Annotated in this window: 23 protein-coding genes; 13 read left to right on the top strand and 10 right to left on the bottom strand. The window is 63.1% G+C overall.

Annotation, left to right across the window (positions count from 1 at the left end; all coding sequences use genetic code 11):
- Positions 1-135: 135 nt before the first annotated feature.
- A complete protein-coding gene (locus PC358_RS02425; RefSeq protein ID WP_033699993.1) occupies positions 136-1041 on the top strand; it encodes a LysR family transcriptional regulator in 906 nt (301 codons plus the stop codon).
- A gap of 12 nt (positions 1042-1053) precedes the next feature.
- Here the strand turns inward: PC358_RS02425 and PC358_RS02420 are convergent, their stop codons facing one another.
- On the bottom strand, positions 1054-1932 hold the full coding sequence (locus tag PC358_RS02420) for a DMT family transporter (protein WP_033697289.1): 879 nt from the start codon (positions 1930-1932) through the stop codon (positions 1054-1056).
- A 247-nt stretch (positions 1933-2179) separates the two neighbouring features.
- Between PC358_RS02420 and PC358_RS02415 the strand changes: the two genes are divergently transcribed.
- Complete coding sequence (locus PC358_RS02415) at positions 2180-3004, top strand: aldo/keto reductase (RefSeq protein ID WP_033697288.1); 825 nt, start codon at positions 2180-2182, stop codon at positions 3002-3004.
- A 94-nt stretch (positions 3005-3098) separates the two neighbouring features.
- Positions 3099-3482, top strand: coding sequence for a tautomerase family protein (locus PC358_RS02410; RefSeq protein WP_033697287.1), 384 nt, complete (start codon positions 3099-3101; stop codon positions 3480-3482).
- Positions 3483-3491: 9 nt separating this feature from the next.
- On the opposite strand, the gene nosR is transcribed toward PC358_RS02410, so the two are convergent.
- Positions 3492-4844 (bottom strand): response regulator c-di-GMP phosphodiesterase, NosR family, encoded by a 1353-nt coding sequence (nosR, locus tag PC358_RS02405; protein WP_033697286.1) that lies wholly within the window; start codon positions 4842-4844, stop codon positions 3492-3494.
- A 137-nt stretch (positions 4845-4981) separates the two neighbouring features.
- Between nosR and PC358_RS02400 the strand changes: the two genes are divergently transcribed.
- Together PC358_RS02400 and PC358_RS02395 are read left to right on the top strand one after the other, a co-directional pair.
- The gene (locus tag PC358_RS02400) at positions 4982-5947 is read left to right on the top strand and encodes a cytochrome-c peroxidase (RefSeq protein WP_050506039.1); all 966 of its coding nucleotides are present in this window, start codon (positions 4982-4984) and stop codon (positions 5945-5947) included.
- Positions 5944-7764 carry a DAHL domain-containing protein gene (locus PC358_RS02395; RefSeq protein ID WP_033697285.1) on the top strand — a complete coding sequence of 607 codons (1821 nt, stop codon included), beginning with the start codon at positions 5944-5946 and terminating at the stop codon, positions 7762-7764. Before PC358_RS02400 ends, PC358_RS02395 begins: the two co-directional genes overlap by 4 nt.
- Here PC358_RS02395 and PC358_RS02390 read toward each other — a convergent pair whose 3' ends face one another.
- Positions 7765-8211: a GNAT family N-acetyltransferase gene (locus tag PC358_RS02390; protein WP_033697284.1), complete on the bottom strand. Its 447-nt coding sequence runs from the start codon at positions 8209-8211 to the stop codon at positions 7765-7767.
- 670 nt (positions 8212-8881) lie between these two features.
- Between PC358_RS02390 and PC358_RS02385 the strand changes: the two genes are divergently transcribed.
- Positions 8882-9430, top strand: coding sequence for a GNAT family N-acetyltransferase (locus tag PC358_RS02385; protein WP_033697283.1), 549 nt, complete (start codon positions 8882-8884; stop codon positions 9428-9430).
- Between the two features lie 121 nt (positions 9431-9551).
- Here PC358_RS02385 and PC358_RS02380 read toward each other — a convergent pair whose 3' ends face one another.
- Genes PC358_RS02380 through PC358_RS02370 form a run of 3 tightly spaced genes read right to left on the bottom strand, consistent with a single transcriptional unit; the run spans position 9552 to position 13313 of the window.
- Positions 9552-11045 (bottom strand): aldehyde dehydrogenase, encoded by a 1494-nt coding sequence (locus PC358_RS02380; protein ID WP_033697282.1) that lies wholly within the window; start codon positions 11043-11045, stop codon positions 9552-9554.
- Positions 11046-11099: 54 nt separating this feature from the next.
- Positions 11100-12482, bottom strand: coding sequence for an aspartate aminotransferase family protein (locus tag PC358_RS02375; RefSeq protein ID WP_033697281.1), 1383 nt, complete (start codon positions 12480-12482; stop codon positions 11100-11102).
- 45 nt (positions 12483-12527) lie between these two features.
- Positions 12528-13313 (bottom strand): helix-turn-helix transcriptional regulator, encoded by a 786-nt coding sequence (locus PC358_RS02370; protein WP_050506037.1) that lies wholly within the window; start codon positions 13311-13313, stop codon positions 12528-12530.
- A gap of 354 nt (positions 13314-13667) precedes the next feature.
- Here PC358_RS02370 and PC358_RS02365 point away from each other — a divergent pair, with 354 nt between their 5' ends.
- A complete protein-coding gene (locus PC358_RS02365; RefSeq protein WP_033697280.1) occupies positions 13668-15047 on the top strand; it encodes an APC family permease in 1380 nt (459 codons plus the stop codon).
- Positions 15048-15050: 3 nt separating this feature from the next.
- On the opposite strand, the gene PC358_RS02360 is transcribed toward PC358_RS02365, so the two are convergent.
- Positions 15051-15542: a GNAT family N-acetyltransferase gene (locus PC358_RS02360; protein ID WP_033697279.1), complete on the bottom strand. Its 492-nt coding sequence runs from the start codon at positions 15540-15542 to the stop codon at positions 15051-15053.
- 136 nt (positions 15543-15678) lie between these two features.
- Here PC358_RS02360 and PC358_RS02355 point away from each other — a divergent pair, with 136 nt between their 5' ends.
- Both PC358_RS02355 and PC358_RS02350 read left to right on the top strand, forming a co-directional pair.
- Positions 15679-16269, top strand: coding sequence for a biliverdin-producing heme oxygenase (locus tag PC358_RS02355; RefSeq protein WP_033697278.1), 591 nt, complete (start codon positions 15679-15681; stop codon positions 16267-16269).
- 279 nt (positions 16270-16548) lie between these two features.
- A complete protein-coding gene (locus tag PC358_RS02350; protein ID WP_050506036.1) occupies positions 16549-16926 on the top strand; it encodes a hypothetical protein in 378 nt (125 codons plus the stop codon).
- Between the two features lie 19 nt (positions 16927-16945).
- Here the strand turns inward: PC358_RS02350 and PC358_RS26800 are convergent, their stop codons facing one another.
- Positions 16946-17107, bottom strand: coding sequence for a DUF2986 domain-containing protein (locus PC358_RS26800; protein ID WP_077068373.1), 162 nt, complete (start codon positions 17105-17107; stop codon positions 16946-16948).
- A gap of 250 nt (positions 17108-17357) precedes the next feature.
- Between PC358_RS26800 and PC358_RS02345 the strand changes: the two genes are divergently transcribed.
- Positions 17358-19139 (top strand): phosphoethanolamine transferase CptA, encoded by a 1782-nt coding sequence (locus PC358_RS02345; protein ID WP_077068372.1) that lies wholly within the window; start codon positions 17358-17360, stop codon positions 19137-19139.
- Between the two features lie 13 nt (positions 19140-19152).
- On the opposite strand, the gene PC358_RS02340 is transcribed toward PC358_RS02345, so the two are convergent.
- The gene (locus PC358_RS02340) at positions 19153-20370 is read right to left on the bottom strand and encodes an MFS transporter (RefSeq protein WP_033697276.1); all 1218 of its coding nucleotides are present in this window, start codon (positions 20368-20370) and stop codon (positions 19153-19155) included.
- Between the two features lie 166 nt (positions 20371-20536).
- Here PC358_RS02340 and PC358_RS02335 point away from each other — a divergent pair, with 166 nt between their 5' ends.
- Complete coding sequence (locus tag PC358_RS02335; RefSeq protein ID WP_033697275.1) at positions 20537-21010, top strand: YMGG-like glycine zipper-containing protein; 474 nt, start codon at positions 20537-20539, stop codon at positions 21008-21010.
- 32 nt (positions 21011-21042) lie between these two features.
- Here PC358_RS02335 and PC358_RS02330 read toward each other — a convergent pair whose 3' ends face one another.
- Positions 21043-21948 carry a LysR family transcriptional regulator gene (locus tag PC358_RS02330; RefSeq protein ID WP_033697274.1) on the bottom strand — a complete coding sequence of 302 codons (906 nt, stop codon included), beginning with the start codon at positions 21946-21948 and terminating at the stop codon, positions 21043-21045.
- Between the two features lie 216 nt (positions 21949-22164).
- Between PC358_RS02330 and PC358_RS02325 the strand changes: the two genes are divergently transcribed.
- Both PC358_RS02325 and PC358_RS02320 read left to right on the top strand, forming a co-directional pair.
- Entirely contained in the window at positions 22165-22551 is a 387-nt protein-coding gene (locus PC358_RS02325) for a VOC family protein (RefSeq protein WP_033697273.1), read from the top strand.
- Positions 22552-22634: 83 nt separating this feature from the next.
- A complete protein-coding gene (locus PC358_RS02320) occupies positions 22635-23204 on the top strand; it encodes a hypothetical protein (protein WP_033697272.1) in 570 nt (189 codons plus the stop codon).
- Positions 23205-23235: the final 31 nt, after the last annotated feature.

Genomic DNA, 23235 nt, shown 5'->3' with positions numbered 1-23235 from the left:
TATTCCGGCGTAATAGGCTGGCTCTGTCAGCGCCGATCCGGCCCGCCATAAGGCCGGCACATCCATACAAGGCACAAGGGCCGGCGCCGTGCTTCAATGCACCGCGAACCTTCCAGCCAACGTGAGCCAAGCCCCATGAACCGCAACGACCTGCGCCGCGTCGACATGAACCTGCTGGTGCTGTTCGAAGCCCTGATGATCGAACGCAACCTGACCCGCGTCGGTGAAAAGCTGTTCATCACCCAGCCCACCGTCAGCGCCGCCCTCGCCCGCCTGCGCGAGCTGTTCGACGACCCACTGCTGATCCGCAATGGCCGGGCCATGGAGCCCACGCCGCGGGCGATGCAGATTTTCACCGAGCTGGGGCCGGCGATGGATGTGATCTCCTCGGCCATCAGCCGTGCGCGGGCATTCGACCCGGCCAACAGCTGCAATGTATTCCGCCTCGGGCTGTCGGACGATGCCGAGTTCGGCCTGTTCCCCGCCCTGCTCCAGGCCCTGCGCGAAGAGGCGCCGGAGATCAGCGTGGTGGTGCGGCGGGCCAACTTCCTGTTGATGCCTGGGCTGCTGGCCAGCGGCGAGATTTCGGTTGGGGTGAGCTATACCACCGACCTGCCCGCCACCGCCAAGCGCCGCAAGTTGCGCGACATTGGCGTACGGGTGCTGCGCGCAGACGATCGACCGGGGCCACTGACCCTCGACGAGTACTGCGCCCGGCCGCATGTGATGGTGTCGTTCTCTGGCGACATGAGCGGCAATATCGACCTCGACCTGGCGCGCATCGGCCGTTGCCGCAAGGTGGTGCTGGCCGTGCCGCAGTTCGGCAGCCTGCGTGCCCTGCTGCGTAACACCGAGCTGATCGCCACGGTACCGGACTACGCCGCCTGCGCCCTGGCCGATGACGGCAGCCTGCGCGCCGACCCGGCACCCTTCGAGATCACCGAAGCGGAGCTGTCCATGGTCTGGAGTGGCGCCCAGGACAACGACCCGGCCGAACGCTGGTTGCGCGAGCGTATCCTGCAGTTCATGGCGTTGCCGTGAACACGGGCAATTTCACTTGCGCCGCTGCATCCAGGCGGCGCCCAGGCCACTGAGGCAGATGATCGAGATGCCCACCAGGCTCAGGCTGTCCGGCACCTGGCTGTAGAACAACATACCGAGCAGCCCGGCAAACACGATCTGGCAATAACTGAACGGCGCCAGCAGCGCGGGGGCGGCATGGCGAAACGCCTGGGTCAGCAGCAGGTGGGCGGTCATGCCGAACCCGCCGAGCGCCAGCATCAACAGCGCGTGGTCCCAACGCGGCACCTCCCAGAAGAACGGCACCAGCGCACTCATCGCCAGGGTGTTGCACAGCCCTGCATAGAAGTTGCTGGTGGTAGGGCTGTCGTGAGCGGCCAGAATCCGCGTCAGCAACTGATAGAAGCAGAAGCCCAGCGCCGAGCCGAAGGGGTACAGGATTGCCGGCGTGAACATCGCGCCGCCGGGGTGCACCACCACCAGCACGCCGATAAAGCCCATCACCACCGCCACCCACTGCCCCACCGTCACCCGCTCCTTGAGCAGCGGGGCCGACAAGGCCGTGACCAGCACCGGCGCCAGGAAGTTGACCGCAGTGGCTTCGGCCAGCGGCAGATACTGCAGGCCGGTAGTGAACAACAGGCTGGTGCTCAACAGGCTCAGGGCACGCAGGGTCTGCAACAGCGGGCGGCGGGTGCGCAGCACATTGAGGCCCGACTTGGGCAGGAAGATCCCGGCCATCAGCAAGGTGTGCACCAGATAGCGCGCCCATACCACCATGATGATCGGGTACAGGCCACCGAGGAATTTTGACAGGGCATCGTGACTGGCAAACAGGAACGTCGCCACCACCACCAGGGCGATGCCACGCAGTGGTTGGTTGACTCCGGACAGCGGTGTGCTGGAACTCATGGCGTTCTCGACGGCGGCGCGGCTGGATGCAACGCCCAGGGAAAGCCGCACAGGGCTGGCCTGGCGGATGTAACAGCTGGAATTCTAGAAGAGATGCACGAGCATAAGGAAGTTCAATTGCCGCCTGTCCAGGCCAAAAGCAATTTCCGTTCGCTGATCGACCACTTTCCGCATGCCGCGCATGGTTCGCACCGGGCTGATCGTAGACCATCCGTTACGGACTCTGTAACCACTACAAGGAATCGTCATGCGAAGGCTCACCACTCACAACGGCCTGGACCTGCCCTGCATCGGCCTGGGCACCTGGCCGATGACCGGCACCGAGTGCACCCACGCCGTGCGCCAGGCCCTGGAACTGGGCTATCGACACATCGACACCGCCACTGCCTACGACAATGAATCCGCCGTGGGCCAAGCCCTGCGCGACAGCGACGTGCCACGCGAGCAGATCCACCTGACCACCAAGGTGTGGTGGGATCGCCTTGAACCCAAGGCCATGCGTCAGTCACTGGAAGACAGCCTGCGCGCCCTGGGCACCGACCAGGTAGACCTGTTTCATATCCACTGGCCCGGCAAGGACTGGGACCTGGCCCGCAGCATCGAGACCCTGGTAGCGCTGCGTGACGAAGGAAAGGCGCGCAGCATCGGCGTGGCCAATTTCCCCCTCGGCCTGCTGCGCCAGGTGATCGAGACGCTGGGCGCGCCGTTGTCGGCTATCCAGGTGGAGTACCACGTGCTGCTCGACCAGCAACCGCTGCTCGACTATGCCCGCAGCCATGACCTGCTGCTTACCGCCTATACCCCGCTGGCCCGTGGCCAGGCGGCGCAGCAACCGGTGATCCAGTCGATTGCGCGCAAGCACGGCGTACTGCCAAGCCAGGTGGCGCTGCAGTGGCTGCTCGACCAGGACGGCGTCGCAGTGATCCCCAAGGCCAGCAGCCGCGAAAACCAATTGGCGAACCTGGCGGCGCTGGAGGTACGGCTGGATGATGAAGACCGGGCGTTGATCGCAGGCTTGCCGAAGGATCAGCGCGTGGTAAGCCCCGATTTTGCACCCGACTGGAACAGCTGATAAGGCGCTGTAGCCATGCGCTGTCGACGCGTACTGCACCCTTTGCTGAACAGGCTAAGCTCATGGGCACCGCCCTTCTGCCAAGGAGCCGCCCATGCCGCTGGTACGCATCGACAGCAAGAGACACCCAGACCCCACGCACCTGCCGAGGGTCGGTCAAGTGGTCTACGCCGCGCTCAGGGCAACGATCAACGTCCCTGAGCACGACAACTTCCAGGTACTGACCGAGCACGACGACGACCGCCTGGTGAACGACCCACAGTACCTGGGCATCGCCCGCACCGACGGCCAGGTTTTCATCCAGATCACCTTGAGCGAAGGGCGCACGGTAGATCAGAAGAAGGCGCTGTACCTGGCCATCGCCGAAGGGCTCAACCGCGAGGCCGGTGTGCGCAAGGAGGACGTCTTCATCAATCTGGTCGAAGTGCGCAAGGAGAACTGGTCGTTCGGTAACGGCATCGCTCAGTATGCTATCTGACAGGGGGGCTCAAGTCACAGCCCCCTCGGGGACGCGAACGAACACGCTGTACTTGCCCCCCTCCATCTGCTCGAAGGCAATCAGCTTTTCCACCAACGCCGTACTCAGCACCTTGCCGGCATTGAGCAAGAGCATGCCGTTGTCCGCATTCAGATTGCGCACCAGGACCATGCCGGCGGCCAGGTCGCGGGTACCCAGGGCCTGCACCGTCGGGTCGGCCAGGGTCACATCGCTGAGAAACTCCGCGCAGACGTTTACAAAGTCTTCCACAAGCGCCGGGTCATACAGCTTGCCTGCGTATTTGCGGATGTACATCAAGGCCTCATCGCTGTTCATCTGCCGCTCCAGCACCAGGCCGCGTTGCAACTCGATGAAGTCCACGGCCAGCTTCAACCAGCGCGCCCCAAGGGGGATGGCCTCGCCCTTGAGATGGTCGGGGAAGCCGCTGCCATCCCAACGTTCCTGATGGTGCAAGATCAGTTGCGCCGCTTCTTTCATCGGCTCCAGGGTCATCACCAGCGATTCGCTCTGTTTCGGGTACGACCGATACAGGTCGCGCTCGGTATGCGGCAGCAGGTCCACCGGGCAGGTCAGCATGCTGTCGGTCCAGCTCATCTTGCCGATGTTGTACAGGGCGGCAGCCATGGTCAGGTCGCGGCGGCTGGCTTCGTCCAGGCCATGGCGGGTGCAGTACACACGAATCAGTTCGATGACCTGGCGGTTGGTCTGCTTGGGCTTGGGCAGGCGCAGGTTGGCCAGCAGCGAGAACACCTCGGTGCCGGTGACGTAACTGTGCTTGAGCTCTTCGTAGGCAAGGTCGAGCATGTCGGCCGTTTGCTGCAGCTCGGCGGTGCGCGCCGCGACACGCTGTTCGAGGCTGGCATTGAGCACCTTCAACTGCTGGTTCTGTGCCTGGGTCAGCGCCTCCAGGCGCCGTCGCTCGCTTTCCGAGTGTTGCAAGGCCAGGGCCTGGCGCACGGTCACCAGCATCTCTTCGTCATTCCAGGGTTTGCTGATGTAGCGGTGAATCTGGCCGTCATTGATCGCCTTGGTGATCGTGGCCATGTCGGCATAACCAGTCAGCAGGATGCGCAAGGTGCCAGGAAAGCGCTGGTGCACCTGGGCCAGCAAGGTCGCGCCATCCATGCCGGGCATGCGGGCATCGCTGATCACCAAGTTGACGGGCTGCTGTTCAAGCAGCTCAAGGGCCTGAGCGCCGCTTTCGGCCAGCAACACATCATAGGGCTGGCCACGCAGCAGCCGGCGCAGGCTGTTGAGAATCGAGGCCTCGTCGTCTACCAGCAGCACGACGGCTTTCTCACAGGCGCTGTCGGCCACATCATCCATTACCGGTTGTTCCATGGTCCCCTCCGTGCACCGGGTAATCAAACGGGTCCTTGGTTACAGGCTAGATGACATTTGCCCCATCGGTTAGCGCTGGCGCACGGCACTGACTATTCTCAGCGGCATAGCGCGTTGTCACCAGGGAGGGTTGCCCGATGCCTATCCACCCGCCGTTTCGCACGTGCGCGGGCGTGCTGTTGCTCCTGGTGCCTTCGATTGGGTTGGCACAGGCCATTGGCGGGCCCCTCACCCCATTGCCCGCGGTGCCTGCATTAGCGCCTGAGCGGGTCGAACTGGGCCGCAAACTGTTCAATGACCCGCGCTTGTCGAGCAACGCCAGCCTGGCCTGTGCCAGTTGCCACCGGCTTGACCAAGGGGGCGCCGACGGCCAGGTGCGCTCGCTCGGCGTCGATGGCAAGCCCTTGCCGGTCAATACCCCCAGCGTGTTCAACGCCAGCCTGAACTTTCGCCAGTTCTGGGATGGCCGTGCGCAAACCCTCGAAGAGCAGGCCCACCTGGTGGTCCAGCGCCCAGGCGAAATGGGCAGCGACTGGCAAGTGGTTGTGCAGCGCATCGCCGCAGACCCAAGCTACCGCGCAGGGTTTGCCAAGGCTTATGGCAAGGCGGTGGATGAACATACCCTTCAGGACGCGCTGGCCACCTTTCAACGCACGCTGTTGACCCCGGATTCACGCTTTGACCGCTACCTGCAGGGCGACACCGAGATCCTCAGCAAGGACGAAAAATACGGCTACGCGCGGTTTCAGGAATACGGCTGCATTGCCTGCCACCAAGGCGTCAATATCGGCGGCAACATGCTGCAGAAGTTCGGCGTGCTGGGCGATTTTTTCGCTGACCGCGGCAACCCCACGCCTGCCGACCTGGGGCGCTTCAACGTCACGGGCGATGAAGAAGACCGGCATGTGTTCAAGGTGCCCAGCCTGCGCAATGTCGCGGTCACCGCCCCGTACTTTCACGATGGTTCGGCGCCGACCCTGGAAGCGGCGGTGGACGTCATGTTCCGCTACCAATTGGGGCGCACGCCAAGCACCGACGACAAAGCGCTGATCATTCAGTTTCTAAAGACCCTGACCGGTGAATGGGAGGGCAAACCCCTATGAGACTGACCCGCCGCCGCAGCTTGCTGTTGTTGACGACCAGTGCCGTGTTGCTGGCCTCGGTGCTGGTCTACCTGTACCTGATGTCCAAGGCCGACGAGAGCGGTACCTACACCCAGGCCCGTGACCTGATCCGGCAGATCAAGCAAAACGACTCGCAATGGGAAAACGAAATACTCAAGGCCCGCACCAGCATCAACTACAACTACGACCCCTTGGTCTGGCCAGTGGTCGAGATGAAGCGCCTGTGGCGGGCTTTCGAAAGCATTGAAACCCGCAACCAGCACGGTAACTCCCCGGCATGGCGCCAGGCCTACGCAGACTACCAGCAGGCGTTCGAGGAAAAGGCAAACTACGTCGAGCGCTTCAAGTCGCATAACGCCGTGCTGCGCAACTCCCTGGCGTTTCTGCCCGCCGCCGCCGACGGTATCCAGGCACAACTGGGGCAGTTGGCCGATGCCGACGCACTGCGCTTGCACAACATTTCTACCGACACCTACGACCTGATGCTCAGCAGCCTTGAGTTCGCCCAGATGACCACGGATGACAAGGCGGCTGACATCCTCGTCGGCCTGAACAAGCTGGCGGTCAACAAAGAGCGCCTGCCGCTGGAGTTTCATGCGCCCATCGACACCCTCAGCAACCACATTGCGTTGATCCTGCGCGAGCAGCCCAAGGTCAATCAGTTGCTTGAGCAGATCGGCGCCTTGCCGGTCGCCGCGCACCTGGATGCCATTGCCATGATGCTCGACCGTGACGAACGCACGGCGCTGCTGGTCAATCAGCGCTACCACTTCTACCTGCTGGTGTTCTCTACCCTGTTGGTCTTGCTGTTGCTGTACATGGCGGTGTGGCTGTTGCGCAGCTTCGGCGAGATAAACCGGGTCAACCGCGCGCTTGTAGTCGCCAACGATGAACTGGAACAACGGGTCGCGCGCCGCACCCAGGCACTGACCCAGGCCAGCGCGGCGCTGCAGCGCGAGATCGATGAACGCAAGCTGCTCGAAAGCCAGCTGGTGCAATCAGAAAAACTCGCCTCCCTTGGCCAACTGGCGGCGGGCATCGCCCATGAGGTCAACAACCCAATCGGCTTCGTCTCCTCCAACCTGGGGGCGCTGGGCACCTACTTCGCCCGCTTGCAGGACATGCTCAAGGCCTACCGTGACGCAGAGCCGGCCATCGGCCCGGCGACGCTGCAGGCGAGCTTGGTGAAACTGCGCAGCGAAATGGAGCTGGCATACATTCTCGACGATATTCCGTTGCTGATCAGTGAGTCCAAGGACGGCATCAGCCGCGTCGGGCAGATCGTCAGGGACCTCAAAGACTTTTCGCGGGTGGACAGCAGCCAGGATTGGCAATGGGCCAACTTGCACCAGGGCATCGACTCGACCCTGAACATCGCGGCCAGCGAGCTCAAGTACAAGGCCGACCTGGTCAAGCAATACGGTGTGCTGCCAGAGGTCGAGTGCCTGCCGTCACAAATCAACCAGGTGATCATGAACCTGGTGGTCAATGCAGCCCACGCCATGGGCACCGAGCGCGGCACCATCACCGTGCGCACCGGTTGCGCCAACGACGACAAGGTGTGGATCGAAGTGGCCGACAACGGCTGCGGCATTCCTGCACAGAGCCTGCAGAAGATCTTCGACCCCTTCTACACCACCAAGCCGGTCGGCCAAGGCACCGGGTTGGGGTTGTCGCTGTCGTACGGCATCATCAAGCGCCACTGCGGCGAGATCCATGTGCACAGCGAGGTCGGCGTGGGCACCACGTTCAGGGTCGAACTGCCGGTGCGCCAGGCACAAGCGGCCATTCGTTGATCAAGGCAGGCGCTTTTCCATCGGCTGGTAGATCAGCCCGGCAATCTCGCCTACATCCCCTGCCAGTGCGAATCCGTAGCGTTGGTAGGCGGCCACCGAGCTCAACGATGCGCTGACCGTCACTACCGCCGCTCTCGCCTGCTCCAGCGCTGCGTTCATCAGGCGCGTGCCCACGCCCCGACGCTGCCAACTTGGCGCGACAAACAGCATCGCCACGTGGCGCCCTTTCTTGAGTTCGATCAGCCCGGTGATCACTCCCTCTGCGACACAGACCAGCATCAGGTTGTCGCCGGCCATGCGTTCGGCAAACGCCTGCGCCGCAGCTACCTTGGCGAAGGTTTCCACCCCCTGTGCCGACAGCGAGGGCGCAACGGCCTGGGTGAATGCACCCAGGCAGAGGGCGCTGGCGTGGGGCAGGTCATCGTGGGTCAGCTTGCGTACTTGCACGGTCGTCTTCCTTGTCTTGTCGAAACCGGATAATGCACGCATTCACGGGTGCGGCGCACGCCCTACCTGTGGCTCAGCCTTGGCCGTTGGCCTCATGCACGTGCCTGCGGTAGTGGGACAACGAAACTCCGGTCAGGCGCTTGAAATAACGGCACAAGAATGGTTCTTCACGGAATGTTGGGGAAGTGGGGTTGCTAGGTACGTGTCGGGAGATAGGCGATGGCGGCTAGGTGCCTGTCTTGGTTTTGGAGGTGGCGCGGAAATCGAGCGCCGCCCGCGCGGCGCTTCGCGGGACAAGCCCGCTCCCACATCTGTTTCGGGCCAGTTACTCCTGAAGCATTGGCGCGCGCCCCTTTTGGCGCCCGCCTCAATATCGCGTCGTACAAACAAGGGGGGCGCGCGCCTATGTCACAGGCATGACTGGCCCGAAACAGATGTGGGAGCGGGCTTGTCCCGCGAAGCGCCGCGCGGGCGGCGCTCGATCTCATGGGCGCTGCAAAACCCAAGACGGGCACCGAGTGGCCCCGAATACAACCTCCAGGCATCCACAACCCCCTTAAAAAATACCCTGACGCTGGCGACCGACGCTTGAGCAAGGCGGTATGCATGTACCAATTAAGCACCACCCATTACCCTGTCACCCCGAGCCAACCCAGGATGAGTCCAGGATATGCAACTTGAAACAGAACGATTGCTGCTGCGCCCTTGGCAAGACACAGATGCCGCGGACTTGTACGAATATGCCAAGGACGACCGCGTCGGCCCCAGGGCCGGGTGGCCCCCGCACACCAGCGTGCAGAACAGTGCCGAGATCATCCGCACGGTTTTCAATCACCCCGAAGTCTATGCGGTGGAGCTGAAGGAGAATGGCCGTGCGGTAGGGTGTGTCGGCATTCTCATTGGGGCCAACAGCCATTTCGAGATCAGTGAGCAGGAAGGCGAAATCGCCTACTGGATCGGTGTGCCGTACTGGGGCCAAGGCCTGATTCCGGAGGCCGTGCGGGAAGTGATGCGGCACGCGTTTGAAACCCTGAAACTCAAGGCGCTGTGGTGTGGCTATTTCGCGGAGAACACTCAGTCTCATGCTGCCCAGTCGAAGTGTGGGTTCCGTTATCACCACACCGAGGAAAACAAGTACAACGCGTTTTTGCAGGGCTATCGGACCGAGCACATCAGTTGCATCACCTACCCGCAGTGGCTGGAGTGCAGCGAGCAGTAGATGGGTAGGGTGTGAGGCGCCTAGGTGCCTGTCGTGGTTTTTCGGGGGGGCGGGCTGCCCTCGATCTCCGCCCCACCGCCAACCCCAAGCCAGGCGCCGCATACGTATGAACTGGCCTGCGTCACGCGCGCAGCTGATACCAAGTGGTCTTGAGCTGCGAGTATTTGTCGAACGAATGCAACGACAGGTCGCGACCAAACCCCGACTGCTTGCCCCCACCAAAGGGCACCGTGACATCCAGCGCATCCACCGTATTGACCGAAACGGTGCCCACCTTCAACGCCCGCGCCACGCGATGCACCTGGTTGAAGTCATCGCTCCATACCGACGCGGCCAGGCCATAGACACTGTCGTTGGCCAAGCGCACGACCTGCTCCTCGCTGTCGAACGCGCTGACCGCCAGCACCGGCCCGAACACTTCCTCCCGGGCCAGGCTCATGCTGGCCTCGACCCCGGCAAAAATGCTCGGCTCGATGTAGTTGTCCGACCCGCCCAGGGTCAGGCGCCGGCCACCGCACACCAGCCGAGCGCCCTGCTCGTGCGCATGGTCGATGGCGGCCTTGATGCGGCCGGTCTGCTCGGCATCGACAATTGCACCCGCGCGGCTCGCAGGGTCCAGCGGGTTGCCTGGCATCCATTGGTGGGCCTTGGCTTGCAGGCGCTCGATGAACTCATCGTGGATCGAACGCTGCACGTACAGGCGCGAATTCGCCGAGCACACCTCACCCTGGTTGAAGAAAATGCCGAATGCCGCTTTTTCCGCCGCCAGGTCCAGGTCCTGGCAGTTTTCGAACACCAGGTTAGCGCTCTTGCCGCCACACTCCAGCCAGACCTGCTTGAGATTGGACTGCGCCGAGTACTGCATGAAGTATTTACCGACCTGGGTAGAGCCGGTGAACACCAGGCAGTCGACGTCCGGGTGCAACCCCAGCGCCCGACCCGCCTGTTCACCCAGGCCGGGCACCACATTCAGCACGCCTTCCGGCAAACCGGCCTCCAGCGCCAGTTGCGCCAGGCGCAGCGCTGAGAACGGTGACTGCTCGGCAGGCTTGAGCACCACGCTGTTGCCGGCGGCAAGCGCCGGCGCAAGCTTCCACGCGGCCATGTCGAGCGGGAAGTTCCACGGCACCACGGCGGCGACCACGCCCAGCGCTTCGCGGGTGATCGTGGCCAGCGCGCTGGGCGCCGTGGGGGCCACCTGATCGTACAGCTTGTCCAGCGCCTCGCCATACCAGGCGAAGACATGCGCCGAGCCAGGCACGTCGAGGGTGTAGGCATCCATCACCGGTTTGCCCATGTTCAACGAGTCCAGCAGTGCCAGCTCTTCGCGATTGGCCATGATCAGCTCGGCCAGGCGCAGCAGGACTTTCTTGCGGTCGACCGGGGCCATGCGCGACCACGCGCCCTGTTCGAAGGCCCGCCGTGCGGTGGCCACCGCGAGGTCGACTTCGGCCTCAGCGCAGGCGGCAACCTGCGCCAGCACCTGCTGGGTGGCCGGGTTGATGGCCGCGAAGGTGGCGCCGGAGTTGGCGCTCACCTGCTGGCTGCCGATCAAGGCCTTGTCGAGAAAACGCAGGCCTGCGGCGCGGGTTTGCCAGTATTCGAGACTTTTCATTTGCGCTCCATACGACTGTCTTGGATTTTGCGGCTGCCTTGCGGCCCCAGATACTCAGAGCCTGCCCACCAACTTGGCAGTGCGGTCCACGGCAATGCGGGTCTTGTCGACCAGCTCGTCCAGCTCGGCGCGGTTGGCCACCAATGCCGGCGCCATGATCATCCGCCCCAACGTCGAGCGAATGATCAAGCCTTCCTCGAAACCGAAGGTGCGGCATTGCCAGGCCAGGTCGTTCTCGTTGGCAAAACGCTTGCGGCTGGGCTTGTGCTCGGCAAACTGCAGCGCCGCCACCAGGCCGGCACCCTGCACCTGGCCAATCAGCGGGTGGTCGGCGAACACTTCGCGCAGGATGCGCTGCAAGTACGGCCCGGTGTCGTCCTTGACCTGACGCACGATGCCTTCGTCACGCAGCGCCTTGAGGTTGGCGATGGCCACCGCCGCCGCCACAGGGTGGCCCGAATAGGTCAGGCCGTGGGCAAACACCCCGCCGCGCTCCACCAATGCCTCGGCGATGCGCTTGCTCAACACCAGGCCACCCATGGGCACGTAGCCGCTGGTCAAGCCCTTGGCGATCGACAGCGTGTCCGGCTCGAAACCGAAATACTCATGGGCAAACCACTCGCCGGTGCGACCAAAGCCGCCGATCACTTCGTCGGCACACAGCAACACGTCGTACTGGCGGCAGATGCGCTGGATCTCGGGCCAGTAGCTTTCCGGCGGGAAGATCATGCCCCCAGCGCCCTGGAAGGGTTCGGCGACAAAGCCTGCGACGTTTTCCGCGCCCAGTTCGAGGATCTTCTCCTCCAGCTGCAGGGCGCAACGCCGGCCGAACTCGGCCGGGGTAAGGTCACCGCCCTCGGCGTACCAGTACGGTTCGTCGATGTGCGCCACGTCCGGAATCAGCCCGCCCATCTCGTGCATGAACTTCATCCCGCCCAGGGCCGTGGCCGCCAGGGTCGAGCCGTGGTAGCCGTTCCAGCGGCCGATCATGACCTTCTTGTTCGGCTGGCCGACCACCTGCCAGTAACGGCGCACGGTACGGATCAGCACTTCATTGGCCTCGGACCCGGAGTTGGTGTAGATCGCGTGGCTGTAGTGGCCTGGCAGCAAGCTGAACAGCAGTTCGGACAGTTCGATCACCGCCGGGTGGGTGGTGTGGAAGAACATGTTGTAGTAGGCCAGCTGGTCCATCTGTGCGGCGGCCGCGGCGGTCAGGTCCTTGCGCCCGTAACCCAACTGGGTGCACCACAGGCCCGACATACCGTCCAGGTAGCGCTTGCCCTCGCTGTCCCACAGGTGCAGCCGTTCGCCACCGACCATGACCCGCGGGCCTTCGGCATTGAGCGCCTTCTGGTCGAGGAAGGCATGGATGTGGTGCGCCGCGTCAGCGGCCTGGTAGTCACGGGTCTGGCGTTTGGGGGCAAAAGGCGCGTTCATTGGCGGGTTTCCTTGTGGTTATAGGGGCGGGCGAGGCGGCTGCGCTTAGCGAAGCTTGCCCATGTAGCTTTCCAGCGGGTCCTTGCCCAGCACGCCCTGGGCATTGGCCAGCGCGTCGATGAACAAGGAGAACAGCTCGGACTGCGTGCCGATGTCGAGCTTGGCGTAGACATGCTTGCGGTGTGACTTGATGGTGTCTTCCGAAACCCCCAGGCGCTCGGCCAGGGACTTGGTCGAGTGGCCACGCAAGATGAGCTGGGCAATGCGGCATTCGCGCATCGTCAGCAACGAACTGCCGAAGTTGTTGAGGGCGGCATGGATGCGTTGCTCCAGCACATTCTCGAAACGCCCACCGCGGCTGCCCAGCCCGGCAAAGTGCTTGCTGAGTACCGCCAGCACCCAGGGCGTGATGCGCCCGAACAGGTCGCGGCTTGGGGCGTCCAGCTTGTCGGTGAAGGCCAGCGACACTGCCAGGCTCTGGCCGGGCGCGACCTGCAGGATGTAATTGAGCTCATCCTCCAGGTGTGAATGGCGGTAGAACGACTGGTAGTACTCACTCACTTCGAAGTGGTCGGGCGCCACGTCGAACAGGCCATAGCAGCCCGACGCGACCTGCTCGACGCAGGCGCCGTAGAACGGGTCGAGCAGATAGAAGCCGGAAAGGTAGCGGCTGACGTTGCCTTCTGGCTGCCAGGGTGCCTTGTCATCCTGCTCGAACAACGCGCATGGCATGCCGTCATGCGGGTAGAGGTAGACCGTGGTGGCCTGGATGGGCCGGATCACCCCGAGCGCTGCGAACAAGGTGGCGGCAAAGCCCGGTTGGCCGATCATGTCGGTAACCCTGGCAATGTGCTCGAACCACTGTGTTGAAGCCAATTGATCACTGGTCACTGGAAATCTGCCGGTAGCGGGAAAACGGTATCGCCGTCGGGGCGGCGCGTTGTTTCCAGATACTCCCATGGCCAGGCGAAGACCGAAATCACCCTTTGGGGTGAGCGTTTTCAGGCGACCAGCGGCTCACCCCAAAGGGTGATTTCGAGCGGGCCCGGGGTATGGGAGCATCGTCCGGCCCCACCCCTGAGGGCTGCGCAACCCAAGCTGGCCCAGCCTCCTTTCATGGCCCCTCAACAGTATCGAGCCCGCTCGCATACTGCGGCGTCCTGCATCCGATTTCAGGAGTTCGCAATGCATACAACAACAACTACGGCCCAGACCCACTCCGCCAACGCCTCGTCACCCTCCGCGTCTTCCGGCCGCTTCAGAAAGTCCATGGGGCTCAGCGCCCTGGTGCTGTTCGGCCTTGCCTACATGGTGCCCCTGGCGGTGTTCACCACCTATGGCCTGGTCACCCAGATGACCAAGGGGCACCTGCCCACCGCCTACCTGCTGACCCTCGCCGCCATGCTGTTGACTGCCTACAGCTACGGCCGCATGGTGCAGGCGCACCCCTACTCCGGCTCGGTGTACACCTACACCCGCAAGGCATTTGGCACCCACATCGGCTTCATGGCCGGCTGGACGCTGCTGCTCGATTACATCTTTTTGCCGTTGCTCAGCTACCTGCTGATCGGCATCTACATGTCGGAGTACTTCCCGGCCATCCACGCCTGGGTATGGGTTGCCGGCTCCATCGCCCTGGTGACCTTCCTCAACCTGATTGGCATCGAGTCGATTACCCGGGTCAACTGGATCCTGGTGGTTGTGCAACTGGTGTTCATCGTCCTGTTCGTCGGCTTGTCGATCAACAACCTGGCGGGTCAATCGGCGCCGGTGTCACTGCTTGCCCCCTTCCACCACGAAGGGTTCAGCGTGCCGCTAATCATGACCGGTGCCGCGGTGCTGTGCCTGTCATTCCTTGGTTTCGACGCGGTTTCGACCATGGCCGAGGAAACCAGCAACCCGACGTTTCGCATCCCACTGGCGATCATGGCCGTGTCGCTGATCGGTGGCCTGCTGTTTCTGGTGGTGTCGTACTGCGCGCAGATGGTCTTCCCCGAGTGGGGCGCCTTCTCCGACCCCGATTCGGCCTCGGTGGACGTGATGCGCCGGGTCGGCGGTGAACTGCTGGTGACGGCGTTTACCGCCACCTACGTGGCCGGCTGCTTCGCCTCGGCCATGGTCTCCCAGGCAAGCGTGTCGCGGGTGCTGTTCGCCATGGGCCGCGATGGTGCGTTGCCAGGGGTGTTTGGCCAGTTGGTGACGAAAAAACGCGTACCGGCTGCGGCCATCATGCTGGTCAGCATCCTCTCGCTGATCGCCCTGGTCATCACCTTGGACACAGTCGCCAACATGATCAGCTTCGGTGCGCTGTTCGCCTTTTCGGCAGTCAACCTGGCGGTGGTCAAGCACTACCTGGTCGACCAGAAGCTGCGCGGCACCCGCAATTACCTGCTGTATGGCGCGCTTCCGGGGTTGGGGTTTCTCAGCACGCTCTGGCTGTGGAGCAGCCTGTCGAGCCTGTCGTTCACCATCGGGCTGTGCTGGATGGCCGTGGGCTTCCTCTGCCTGCTCGGGCTGACCCGGGCGTTTCGGGTGAAACTGCCCGAGTTGCAGATGGCCGAATGACGCTCAGAGCGTCATGAGCATTTCGTGCCAGGCCATGCCGCCGTGGTCGGACGGCGACGGTTTAACGTAGGCGTAGCCGAGCTTGGCGTACAGCGCGACATGCTGCTCCTTGCACATCAGGTGGATGGTCTGCTTGCCTTGCGCCTTCATGCGCTGGATGAACGCGCCCATCAGCAGCTTCGCATAGCCTTTGCCCTGATGGGCGGGGTCGACCACGACCGACATGATCACCACGTTGGGCGCCGCCGGGTCATGGCCGACCAGTTCCTTGAAGGCTTCGTCGGACATGACCACGTCATGGGCACAGCCACTGTTGATGAAGCCGACGGTTTCACCCTCGGCTTCGAGCAGTAGGAACCCTTCGGGGTACTGCGCGATGCGGGTGCGGATTTTTTCCAGGGTTGCCGCTTCATCCCCCTCATAGGCGCCGATTTCGATCGCGTAGCAGCGTTCAGCGTCGGTGGGTTCGGGGTTGCGGAACTGGGGGGCGCTCATGCGCTGACTCCTTTGGGACATGACAACAGGCTGCATGATAAATCACTGCCGTTTATTTTCGGCATGACAGGATCGTTTCCTAGGCTGAGTGATCTTATTACCATGCCCTTTTGCCACTTCGACATGGAAATCCCCGATGACTGCAACCGCCACGCGCCTCACCGTCCCCGGCCGCTGCGCGCGCCTGAAGGCGTCCAGCAGCCGCGACCACGACAGTGTCGATGAACTGGTCATGGCCGCACGCCCCTTCGAAGACCGTGAGCGCTATGCGCGCTTTCTGCAGGTGCAACACCGCTTCCATGGCAGCCTGCTGGCGTTGTACCACGATGAGTTGCTCAACGATCGCCTGCCGGGGCTGATGCAATTGTCGCGTTTCGCGGCGGTCGAGCGCGATCTGCTTGACCTGGGCCTGGCGCTGCCTTCGGCGCCGCCGACGGTCAGTGCCAGCCCGGCCCAGGCTTTGGGTTGGCTGTATTGCAGCGAGGGGTCGAACCTTGGGGCGGCGTTTTTGTTCAAGCAAACCCAGCGCCTGGGCCTGGACGGCAACGAGGGGGCTCGGCACCTGGCGCCACATCCCGACGGGCGTGCCCTGCACTGGCGGGAGTTTGTTGCCAGGGTTGATGGCCTGGCGCTTGATGCTGGGGAAGAGGTTGAGGTGATTGCGGGGGTGATTGCGGCGTTTGACAGTTATCGGGGGCATTTGCGTGCGGTGTTTGCCGGGGGGTGATGGTGTGGGGGGCTGGCTGGTGCCTGGCATTGGATCTTCAGCGCCTGTGAGATCGAGCGCCGCCGTGCATGCCTTGGGAGTTTCAGCGCCTACAAGATCGAGCGCCGCCCGCGCGGCGCTCGATCTCACAGGCGCTGAAAACCTCAAGCCAGGAACCCCCAAAACACCGCGCGAGCACCCGAGCCCAAGACAACCATCAAACCTACCCCACCAGAACTTTTCCCAATTAAAAGGTCTATGTGCTCAGGAAAAATGGTTTACCAGAGGTTGCCTTCGCTGATGAAAATGCATGTCGCACGGTTGATGCTTCTCGGCCTGTTCACCTTCGCGGCGGTGGGCTCGGCATCCGCATCACAAATGAAAACCCCGAACACTGCCTCGCCTGTCGCAGCCCCTGCCGAATCCCCCTGGCCCAGCGTGGCCAGCCTGGCTGGCGAGCACTCAGCGCCCTTGCTCGCCCATGATGACCGCTACCGGCACGACGACCGTTGGCACGATCACCGAGGCGACTGGCGCCGCGACCAGTGGCGCCGGGAACAAGCCCGCCGCGAAGCCGAGCGCCGTCGCGACTGGGAACGCCGGCGAGACTGGGAGCGTCATCATGAGCGGGCGATGCATCACCGCTACCAGGACGACCATCGTTACTATCGCCGTTGATACGCCAGCCCCCACCCGCTCAGCTCTGGGCGTCTGAAACCGTACCCTCGGCAGCTTCGGCTGCCAGCTTCAACCGGTCGGCTTTACTGATGTACTTGGGCTTGCTCTTGGGCGCCAGCTTGGCACTGGCCTTCTTGGCATGTGCCTGCATCAACTGTTTGATCTTTTTACGACGGTTCATATTCCACTGCGCCTGTAGGTCTGGTTACGCTGCCGACATCATACCTGCACGCGTGGCGGGGACCACGGGTTAAGTTATCGCACCCATTACAGGACAAGCGTTGGCGCCCTTGACAGTTCGCGCAATGGCGCAATACGGCTGGGCCTCCTTGCCAACGGCATTGACGTTATTTTCACAGCCATCAGATTAGCGTCACGCCCTTTCCGGCCGCCCGCACATTGGGTGGCTGCCAAGGTTCAACGAGGCATACGTGTCAGACACTACAACAACCCCCTCCCCGCGCAAACGGGTGGACTGGGCCGGCCTGGGCTGGCTCCTGCTGTTCTTCTGGTATTTTTCCGGCGTTACCCAAGCGCTGCTGCTGTTCAGCGGCACCACAGGGTTTGCCGGTTTTCGCGATGCGCTGTTCCTCAGCAGCCTGTGGCTGGCCCCGGTGCTGCTGCTGCCGCGCTTCACCCGGGCCACTTCGGCGGTCATCGGCCTGGTGCTGTGGGGCGCTTCGCTGGTAGGCCTGAGCTACTTCGGCATCTATCGCCAGGAGTTCTCGCAAAGCGTCATCTTCGTGATGTTCGAGTCCAACACCGCCGAGGCCGGCGAATACTTCAGCCAGTATTTCAGCCTCTGGCTGGGCCTGGCGCTGCTGCTGTACAGCCTGGTTGCCGTGGTGCTGTGGAAACGCGTGCGCCCGGTCACCTTGCCTATGCGCAGCCGAATCCCGGTAGTTGTCCTGCTGTTGCTGGCCAACCTGGTCTACCCCTTCTACAAGCAGATGGTTACCCAGGAACGCAACTTCCTCGACGCCGCAGAAAAGGTCCAGCAGCGCATGGAGCCCGCCGTGCCCTGGCAACTGCTGGTTGGTTACAGGCAATATCGCCAGCAACTGAACAACATGCAGCAGCTGCTGGCACAGAACGCCGCGCTGCCGCCCTTGCAGAACCTGCGCAACAGCAGCGGGGACACACCGCGCACGCTGGTATTGGTGCTGGGCGAATCGACCACCCGCGAGCACATGCACTTGTATGGCTACCCGCGCGATACCACACCGAATCTCGACGCGCTGGCGGCCAGCGACAAGGGCCTGACGGTGTTTCAAAACGTCGTTTCGCCGCGCCCCTACACCATCGAAGTGATGCAGCAGATCCTTACCTTCGGTGACGAACAGCACCCGGACCGCTTCCTCACCGACCCGTCGCTGATCAACCTGATGAAACAGGCGGGGTACAAGACCTTCTGGATCACCAACCAGCAGACGATGACCAAGCGCAACACGATGCTGACCACCTTCTCCCAGCAAACGGATGCACCGGTCTACCTGAACAACCAGCGCAACCAGAATGCCAGCCAGTACGACGAGGTGGTGCTGGACCCGTTCCAGAAGGCGTTGCAAGACCCTGCACCGAACAAGTTCATCATCATCCATCTGCTGGGTACGCACATGGATTACCGCTACCGTTACCCGAAAACCTACCAGCACTTCACCGATCGCCAGGGCGTACCGGCCAAGCTGACGCAGAGCCAGGCAGAAACCTACAACTTCTACGACAACGCGGTGCGTTACAACGACCACGTCGTCGCCAGCCTGATCAAGCGTTACTCGGCCAGTACCCCCAACGGCTTCCTGCTGTACCTCTCCGACCATGGCGAAGATGTCTACAGCTCTGGCGATCATGACCGCCTGGGGCGCAACGAAGGTGCCCCGACCCGGCCGATGTACACCATCCCGTTCCTGCTCTGGACCTCGCCGAGCTGGCAGGCGGCCCACCCACGCGACCTGCAGGCCATGGCCAACCGCCCCTACAGCAGCTCGCACTTGATCCACACCCTGTCCGACCTGGCCGGGCTCAGCTATGACCACTACGAGCCGGCAAAAAGCATCGTCAACTCGCAGTTCGTGGTGGCGCCGCGCTGGATCGGTGACCCTTACCGCAACAACGGCCTGCGCGAGTTCGACAAACTGCCCCAGGACAAGGCCGCACGGGTGCAGGAGACTGCCAGTAGCGCCAAGGCGCAGCCAGGCAACAACCTCAACTGATCGACCGGTGCTATCAACCGGTGCAAGCGCCTGGCAGTGCCGCACCGGCCACCGCGCCCAGGCGCCGGTAACTGCACAGCGCAACCAGTGCAACGGCAACCCCTGCGGCCACGGCCACCTGGTAGCCCGCCGTGGCCCCCAGCAGGTCGACCACCTGCCCTGAGGCCAAAGCCCCCAGCGCGACGCCGACATTCAGCCCGGCCAACAGCCAGGTCATGCCTTCGGTGAGCTGGTGCGCGGGCACGCTGCGCTCCACCAGCGACATCGCCACGATCAGGGTCGGTGCGAAGAACAGGCCTGCCAACAGCACGGCGCCTGCAAGCGCGAAAACGCTGCCCGCCAGCAGCAACGGCAGGGTCGTCGCCGCCGTCGCCAGGCCGCCGAGCAGCAACAGCCGGTGCGGCGGCATTGGCAATTTCAAGGCACCGAACACCAGCCCCGCCGCGCATGAGCCAATGGCGTAGCACGCCAGCACCAGGCTGGCCGCGGCCGGCATGCCGGCCTGTTCGGCGAATGCCACACTGACGATATCGACGCTGCCCACGATCACCCCCATGGCTACCATCAACAGTGCCAGCAACTGTACCTCCAAGCGCCGCAACACCGACCTCTGACCATTCAAAGCGCCTGCGTCTGCGTCCACCGCTGGCTCGGTGCCGGTTTGAACGACCAGCGCGAACACCCCGATCGCCAGCAGCACCGCCGCAGCCAAGGGCCCGGCCTGGGGCGACAGCCCCACGCACAGCCCTACCGACAGCGGTGGCCCGGCGATGAAGGTGAGCTCGTCGAGTACCGTTTCCAGCGAATAGGCCATCTGCAACTGCGGTGTACCCCGGTAAAGCGCCGTCCAGCGCGCACGCACCATCGCCGACAGGCTGGGCATCAAGCCTGCCAGCGCGGCACCGATGAACAGACTCCAGTCAGGCGCCTGCCACCCGCTGCACGCCAACAGCAACAGTATGCCCACCACACTCAAGGCGGCAGCGACAGGCAGCACACGGCGCTGGCCGTGCCGATCGACCAGGGCGGACACCTGAGGCGACATCAGCGCATAGGTCAACACGAACGTCGCCGCCACGGCGCCCGCCAGGCCATAGCTGCCGCGCAGTTGCGCCAGCATGGTGATGATGCCGATGCCCATCATCGGCAAGGGCAAGCGAGCCACCAGGCCAGCCAGGGCAAAACCTGCCGTGCCTTTGGCCTGGAACAGTTGGCGGTAGGGGCTGAGCATGATCGGCTCTCCTTAGGGAAAAAACGTTTTACATACACTCCGTATGATTGCGATCTTATTATCATACGCAATGAATGTAAAACGGCCCGCAAGTCCGAGAGCAGTCGGTGTTTTGTTTCGCACGGACTATCCTGTGAAAGGGGGTCACGCCCACAGGAGGTGTGCCATGCGTTCGTTTACTTGGAGTTACCTGCTGGTGCTGCTATGCACAGCACCTGCCGCCCAGGCGCAGACAGTGGTGCCGCTGAAGGGCCAGAGCAGCCAGCAGGTGCAACAGGACATCAATGAGTGCAATAGCGTCGCAACCAATGCCGCGAACAGCACCGCGACTTCCAGCGATGCCCACGTCGGTGGCCGGGTTCGCGGCGCAGCGGCAGGTGCTGCCGCAGGTGCCGTAGGTGCGCAGGTGCGTGGCAATCAGCATGACGAGGTGTATGACCGGGCCAGTGACGATGCCAAGCAGGCGTACCGGCAGAACCGTGCCGGTGAAACCGCCGCCGCCGGGGCTGCGGTCGGTGGCATGCGCCAGCGCCAGGACCGTCGAGAGGATCGGCGCACGCAGGACCAGGCGCAGAGCTCGGCCCATGCCAGCGCGTACAGTGGTTGCTTGCAGGGGCGCGGGTATCAGCTCAACCCTTGACCCTCAGGCACGGGCCAGCCCAGCGGCGCGCATCAGAATTTGGCCAGTTCTTCACGGCAGAACTCCACGAACAGCTGCGCCGGTTTGGTCAGCTGTACCCGCTTCAAGCGGGCTGCCGCCAGCCCTGACAACGCCACCGGCTCGGCGATGTCCACCATCGCCAGGCGCTGCCCGTCGTAGGTGCACTCCGAATGCGGGCGTGTCACCAGCAACGAAAAGCCGAACCCCTGCCCGACCATGCCGCGCACCATCTCGATCGACGGCGAGCTGAAGACGATGTTGGGGGTCAACCCCATTTCGTTGAACAGGCTGACGAAGTAGGTACGGCTGGGTGCCACGTCCAGCAGAATCATCGGTTCGGGGCAGAGGTCGCGCAGCGACACCTGGCTTTGCCCGGCGAAGCGGTGCTTTTCGGGCAACAGCACATAGGGTTTTTGCGGCGGCATCAGTGGCTCGGCCTCGATCGTGCCATCCAGGTCGTGGTCGTAGAGAAACACCAGGTCGAAGGTGCCGGCGGTCAGGCCCTGGATCAGGTCCTGCTGCTCGCCATCGCGCAGGCGGATATCGACGCCCGGGTAACGCTCGCGAAAACCGGCGATCAGCCGCGGCAGGTACAGCGGGGCCACCGTTTCGAAACAGCCGATGTCGATCTGCCCGGCCACGGTGTCGTTGTCAGCCAGTGCGTTCTGCTCGAACTCGTGGGCCATTTGCAGCAGCGATTTGGTCTTGGCGTAAAAGCGCTTGCCGCTGGGGGTCAATGACACACCTTGGGCGTGGTGGCGGATGAACAACTGCACGCCAAAGCTTTCTTCCAGGCTCTTGATTGCCGTGGAAATCGACGGCTGGGCGATGTACAGCTGGCGCGAGGCCTCGGCGACACTGCCGGCCTCCACGGTGGTGACGAAATACTTGAGTTGTCGCAAGGTATAGGAAGCCACAGGTACCTCTCTGGCGCTGTCTGGGCGCTCGGGGATTTTGCCTGTCACTGTAACGTGCGGCCTGGCTGCCGGGGGATCGGCCGATGAAGGATTTACCTATGGCTTGAGCATGTTTTTTGTAGCCGGCGACTGGCGCCCTGTGAAGCCTGCCACTGGTCAAATAGGCCCGAGCGTCTTTACTAAGAGTGAACGAGCCCCAGCAAACGGTGTGTGCCTATGAAGATCGTGGTCACCAGCATCCTTGTCGACGACCAGGCCAAGGCCTTGGCTTTCTATCACTACGTGCTCGGCTTCATGCCCAAACATGACATCCCCCTGGGCCGGCACCGCTGGCTGACCCTCACCTCACCTCACGACCCCAATGGCGTCGAGCTGCTGCTCGAACCCGATGCCCACCCCGCAGCCAAGGTGTACAAGGCAGCGCTCAAGCAAGACGGCATACCCGCCACTTCTTTCGGCGTGCGCGACATCCAGGCCGAGTACACCCGGTTGTGCGCGGCCGGCGTGCAATTCACCCAACCCCCCACAGTGGTGGGGCCGGTCACTGTGGCAGTGTTCGACGACACCTGCGGCAACCTGATCCAGATCGCCCAGAAACACTAGCGACCGCCCGCCCGGCGGGCACCTGTGGCCCGCCCTCCGCTAGCGTTGCGATTGCTCACTTGCGCACCTGACAAGGAAAACAAATGCGCCACGAATTCAGTGAAGTCCTCAACGACCTGATCGATTACTTCCTGGTCGGCGACATCCAGCTACTCGAACGCTTCAAGCAGGAAAACGGCCTGGCCGACGACCTGGCCCACGCGTTCACCCATGACGACAGCGGCGATCAGGCAGTGCGCGAAGGCGTGGTGCTACCCATGGCGGGCATCGACAACCTGCCCTACCGGATCATCTTCACCCTCGATGGCCACACACCCGCCCTGCGTGAACCGGGCAGCCGGCTGAAGCATCAGCGTTCTGGGTATGTACTGCACGTCGAGCACCGTGCGGTGATGCTTTATACCTGGCGCATCCTGCAGCACTTCACCAACAAGACCCTCGGCGACCTGCTGGCACGCTACCAGGCGCCGGGGAGACCGATCATCGAGCTGGAAAATGGCTGGTACGACGTGGAGGTGCTCGGCGGTGCGGTGGTGCGCGACGAGCTATACGAGCCGGCGTTCGAGTTCGTCTTGAGCAAGCGCTGGAGCAGGGCTGAAGCCGCAGTGGTGGATACCGGGTACGCCTTTACCCTGCGGGGCTATTTCGACTGACGCCACTTCCCGCCATGCGCCCTTGCAGGGG

The sequence above is a fragment of the Pseudomonas capeferrum genome, assembly GCF_000731675.1.
Classification (GTDB): Bacteria; Pseudomonadota; Gammaproteobacteria; order Pseudomonadales; family Pseudomonadaceae; genus Aquipseudomonas; species Aquipseudomonas capeferrum.
Note: the sequence above shows the minus strand (reverse complement) of the source record. Positions and strands in the feature narration are given on the sequence as shown.

What these genes read in the sequence shown, in the direction of transcription:
- PC358_RS02425 (WP_033699993.1), top strand. Translation starts at nt 136, where the DNA reads ATGAACCGCAACGACCTGCGCCGCGTCGACATGAACCTGCTGGTGCTG.
- PC358_RS02420 (WP_033697289.1), bottom strand. Translation starts at nt 1,932, where the DNA reads ATGAGTTCCAGCACACCGCTGTCCGGAGTCAACCAACCACTGCGTGGC.
- PC358_RS02415 (WP_033697288.1), top strand. Translation starts at nt 2,180, where the DNA reads ATGCGAAGGCTCACCACTCACAACGGCCTGGACCTGCCCTGCATCGGC.
- PC358_RS02410 (WP_033697287.1), top strand. Translation starts at nt 3,099, where the DNA reads ATGCCGCTGGTACGCATCGACAGCAAGAGACACCCAGACCCCACGCAC.
- nosR (WP_033697286.1), bottom strand. Translation starts at nt 4,844, where the DNA reads ATGGAACAACCGGTAATGGATGATGTGGCCGACAGCGCCTGTGAGAAA.
- PC358_RS02400 (WP_050506039.1), top strand. Translation starts at nt 4,982, where the DNA reads ATGCCTATCCACCCGCCGTTTCGCACGTGCGCGGGCGTGCTGTTGCTC.
- PC358_RS02395 (WP_033697285.1), top strand. Translation starts at nt 5,944, where the DNA reads ATGAGACTGACCCGCCGCCGCAGCTTGCTGTTGTTGACGACCAGTGCC.
- PC358_RS02385 (WP_033697283.1), top strand. Translation starts at nt 8,882, where the DNA reads ATGCAACTTGAAACAGAACGATTGCTGCTGCGCCCTTGGCAAGACACA.
- PC358_RS02380 (WP_033697282.1), bottom strand. Translation starts at nt 11,045, where the DNA reads ATGAAAAGTCTCGAATACTGGCAAACCCGCGCCGCAGGCCTGCGTTTT.
- PC358_RS02375 (WP_033697281.1), bottom strand. Translation starts at nt 12,482, where the DNA reads ATGAACGCGCCTTTTGCCCCCAAACGCCAGACCCGTGACTACCAGGCC.
- PC358_RS02370 (WP_050506037.1), bottom strand. Translation starts at nt 13,313, where the DNA reads ATGATCGGCCAACCGGGCTTTGCCGCCACCTTGTTCGCAGCGCTCGGG.
- PC358_RS02365 (WP_033697280.1), top strand. Translation starts at nt 13,668, where the DNA reads ATGCATACAACAACAACTACGGCCCAGACCCACTCCGCCAACGCCTCG.
- PC358_RS02360 (WP_033697279.1), bottom strand. Translation starts at nt 15,542, where the DNA reads ATGAGCGCCCCCCAGTTCCGCAACCCCGAACCCACCGACGCTGAACGC.
- PC358_RS02355 (WP_033697278.1), top strand. Translation starts at nt 15,679, where the DNA reads ATGACTGCAACCGCCACGCGCCTCACCGTCCCCGGCCGCTGCGCGCGC.
- PC358_RS02350 (WP_050506036.1), top strand. Translation starts at nt 16,549, where the DNA reads ATGAAAATGCATGTCGCACGGTTGATGCTTCTCGGCCTGTTCACCTTC.
- PC358_RS26800 (WP_077068373.1), bottom strand. Translation starts at nt 17,107, where the DNA reads ATGAACCGTCGTAAAAAGATCAAACAGTTGATGCAGGCACATGCCAAG.
- PC358_RS02340 (WP_033697276.1), bottom strand. Translation starts at nt 20,370, where the DNA reads ATGCTCAGCCCCTACCGCCAACTGTTCCAGGCCAAAGGCACGGCAGGT.
- PC358_RS02335 (WP_033697275.1), top strand. Translation starts at nt 20,537, where the DNA reads ATGCGTTCGTTTACTTGGAGTTACCTGCTGGTGCTGCTATGCACAGCA.
- PC358_RS02325 (WP_033697273.1), top strand. Translation starts at nt 22,165, where the DNA reads ATGAAGATCGTGGTCACCAGCATCCTTGTCGACGACCAGGCCAAGGCC.
- PC358_RS02320 (WP_033697272.1), top strand. Translation starts at nt 22,635, where the DNA reads ATGCGCCACGAATTCAGTGAAGTCCTCAACGACCTGATCGATTACTTC.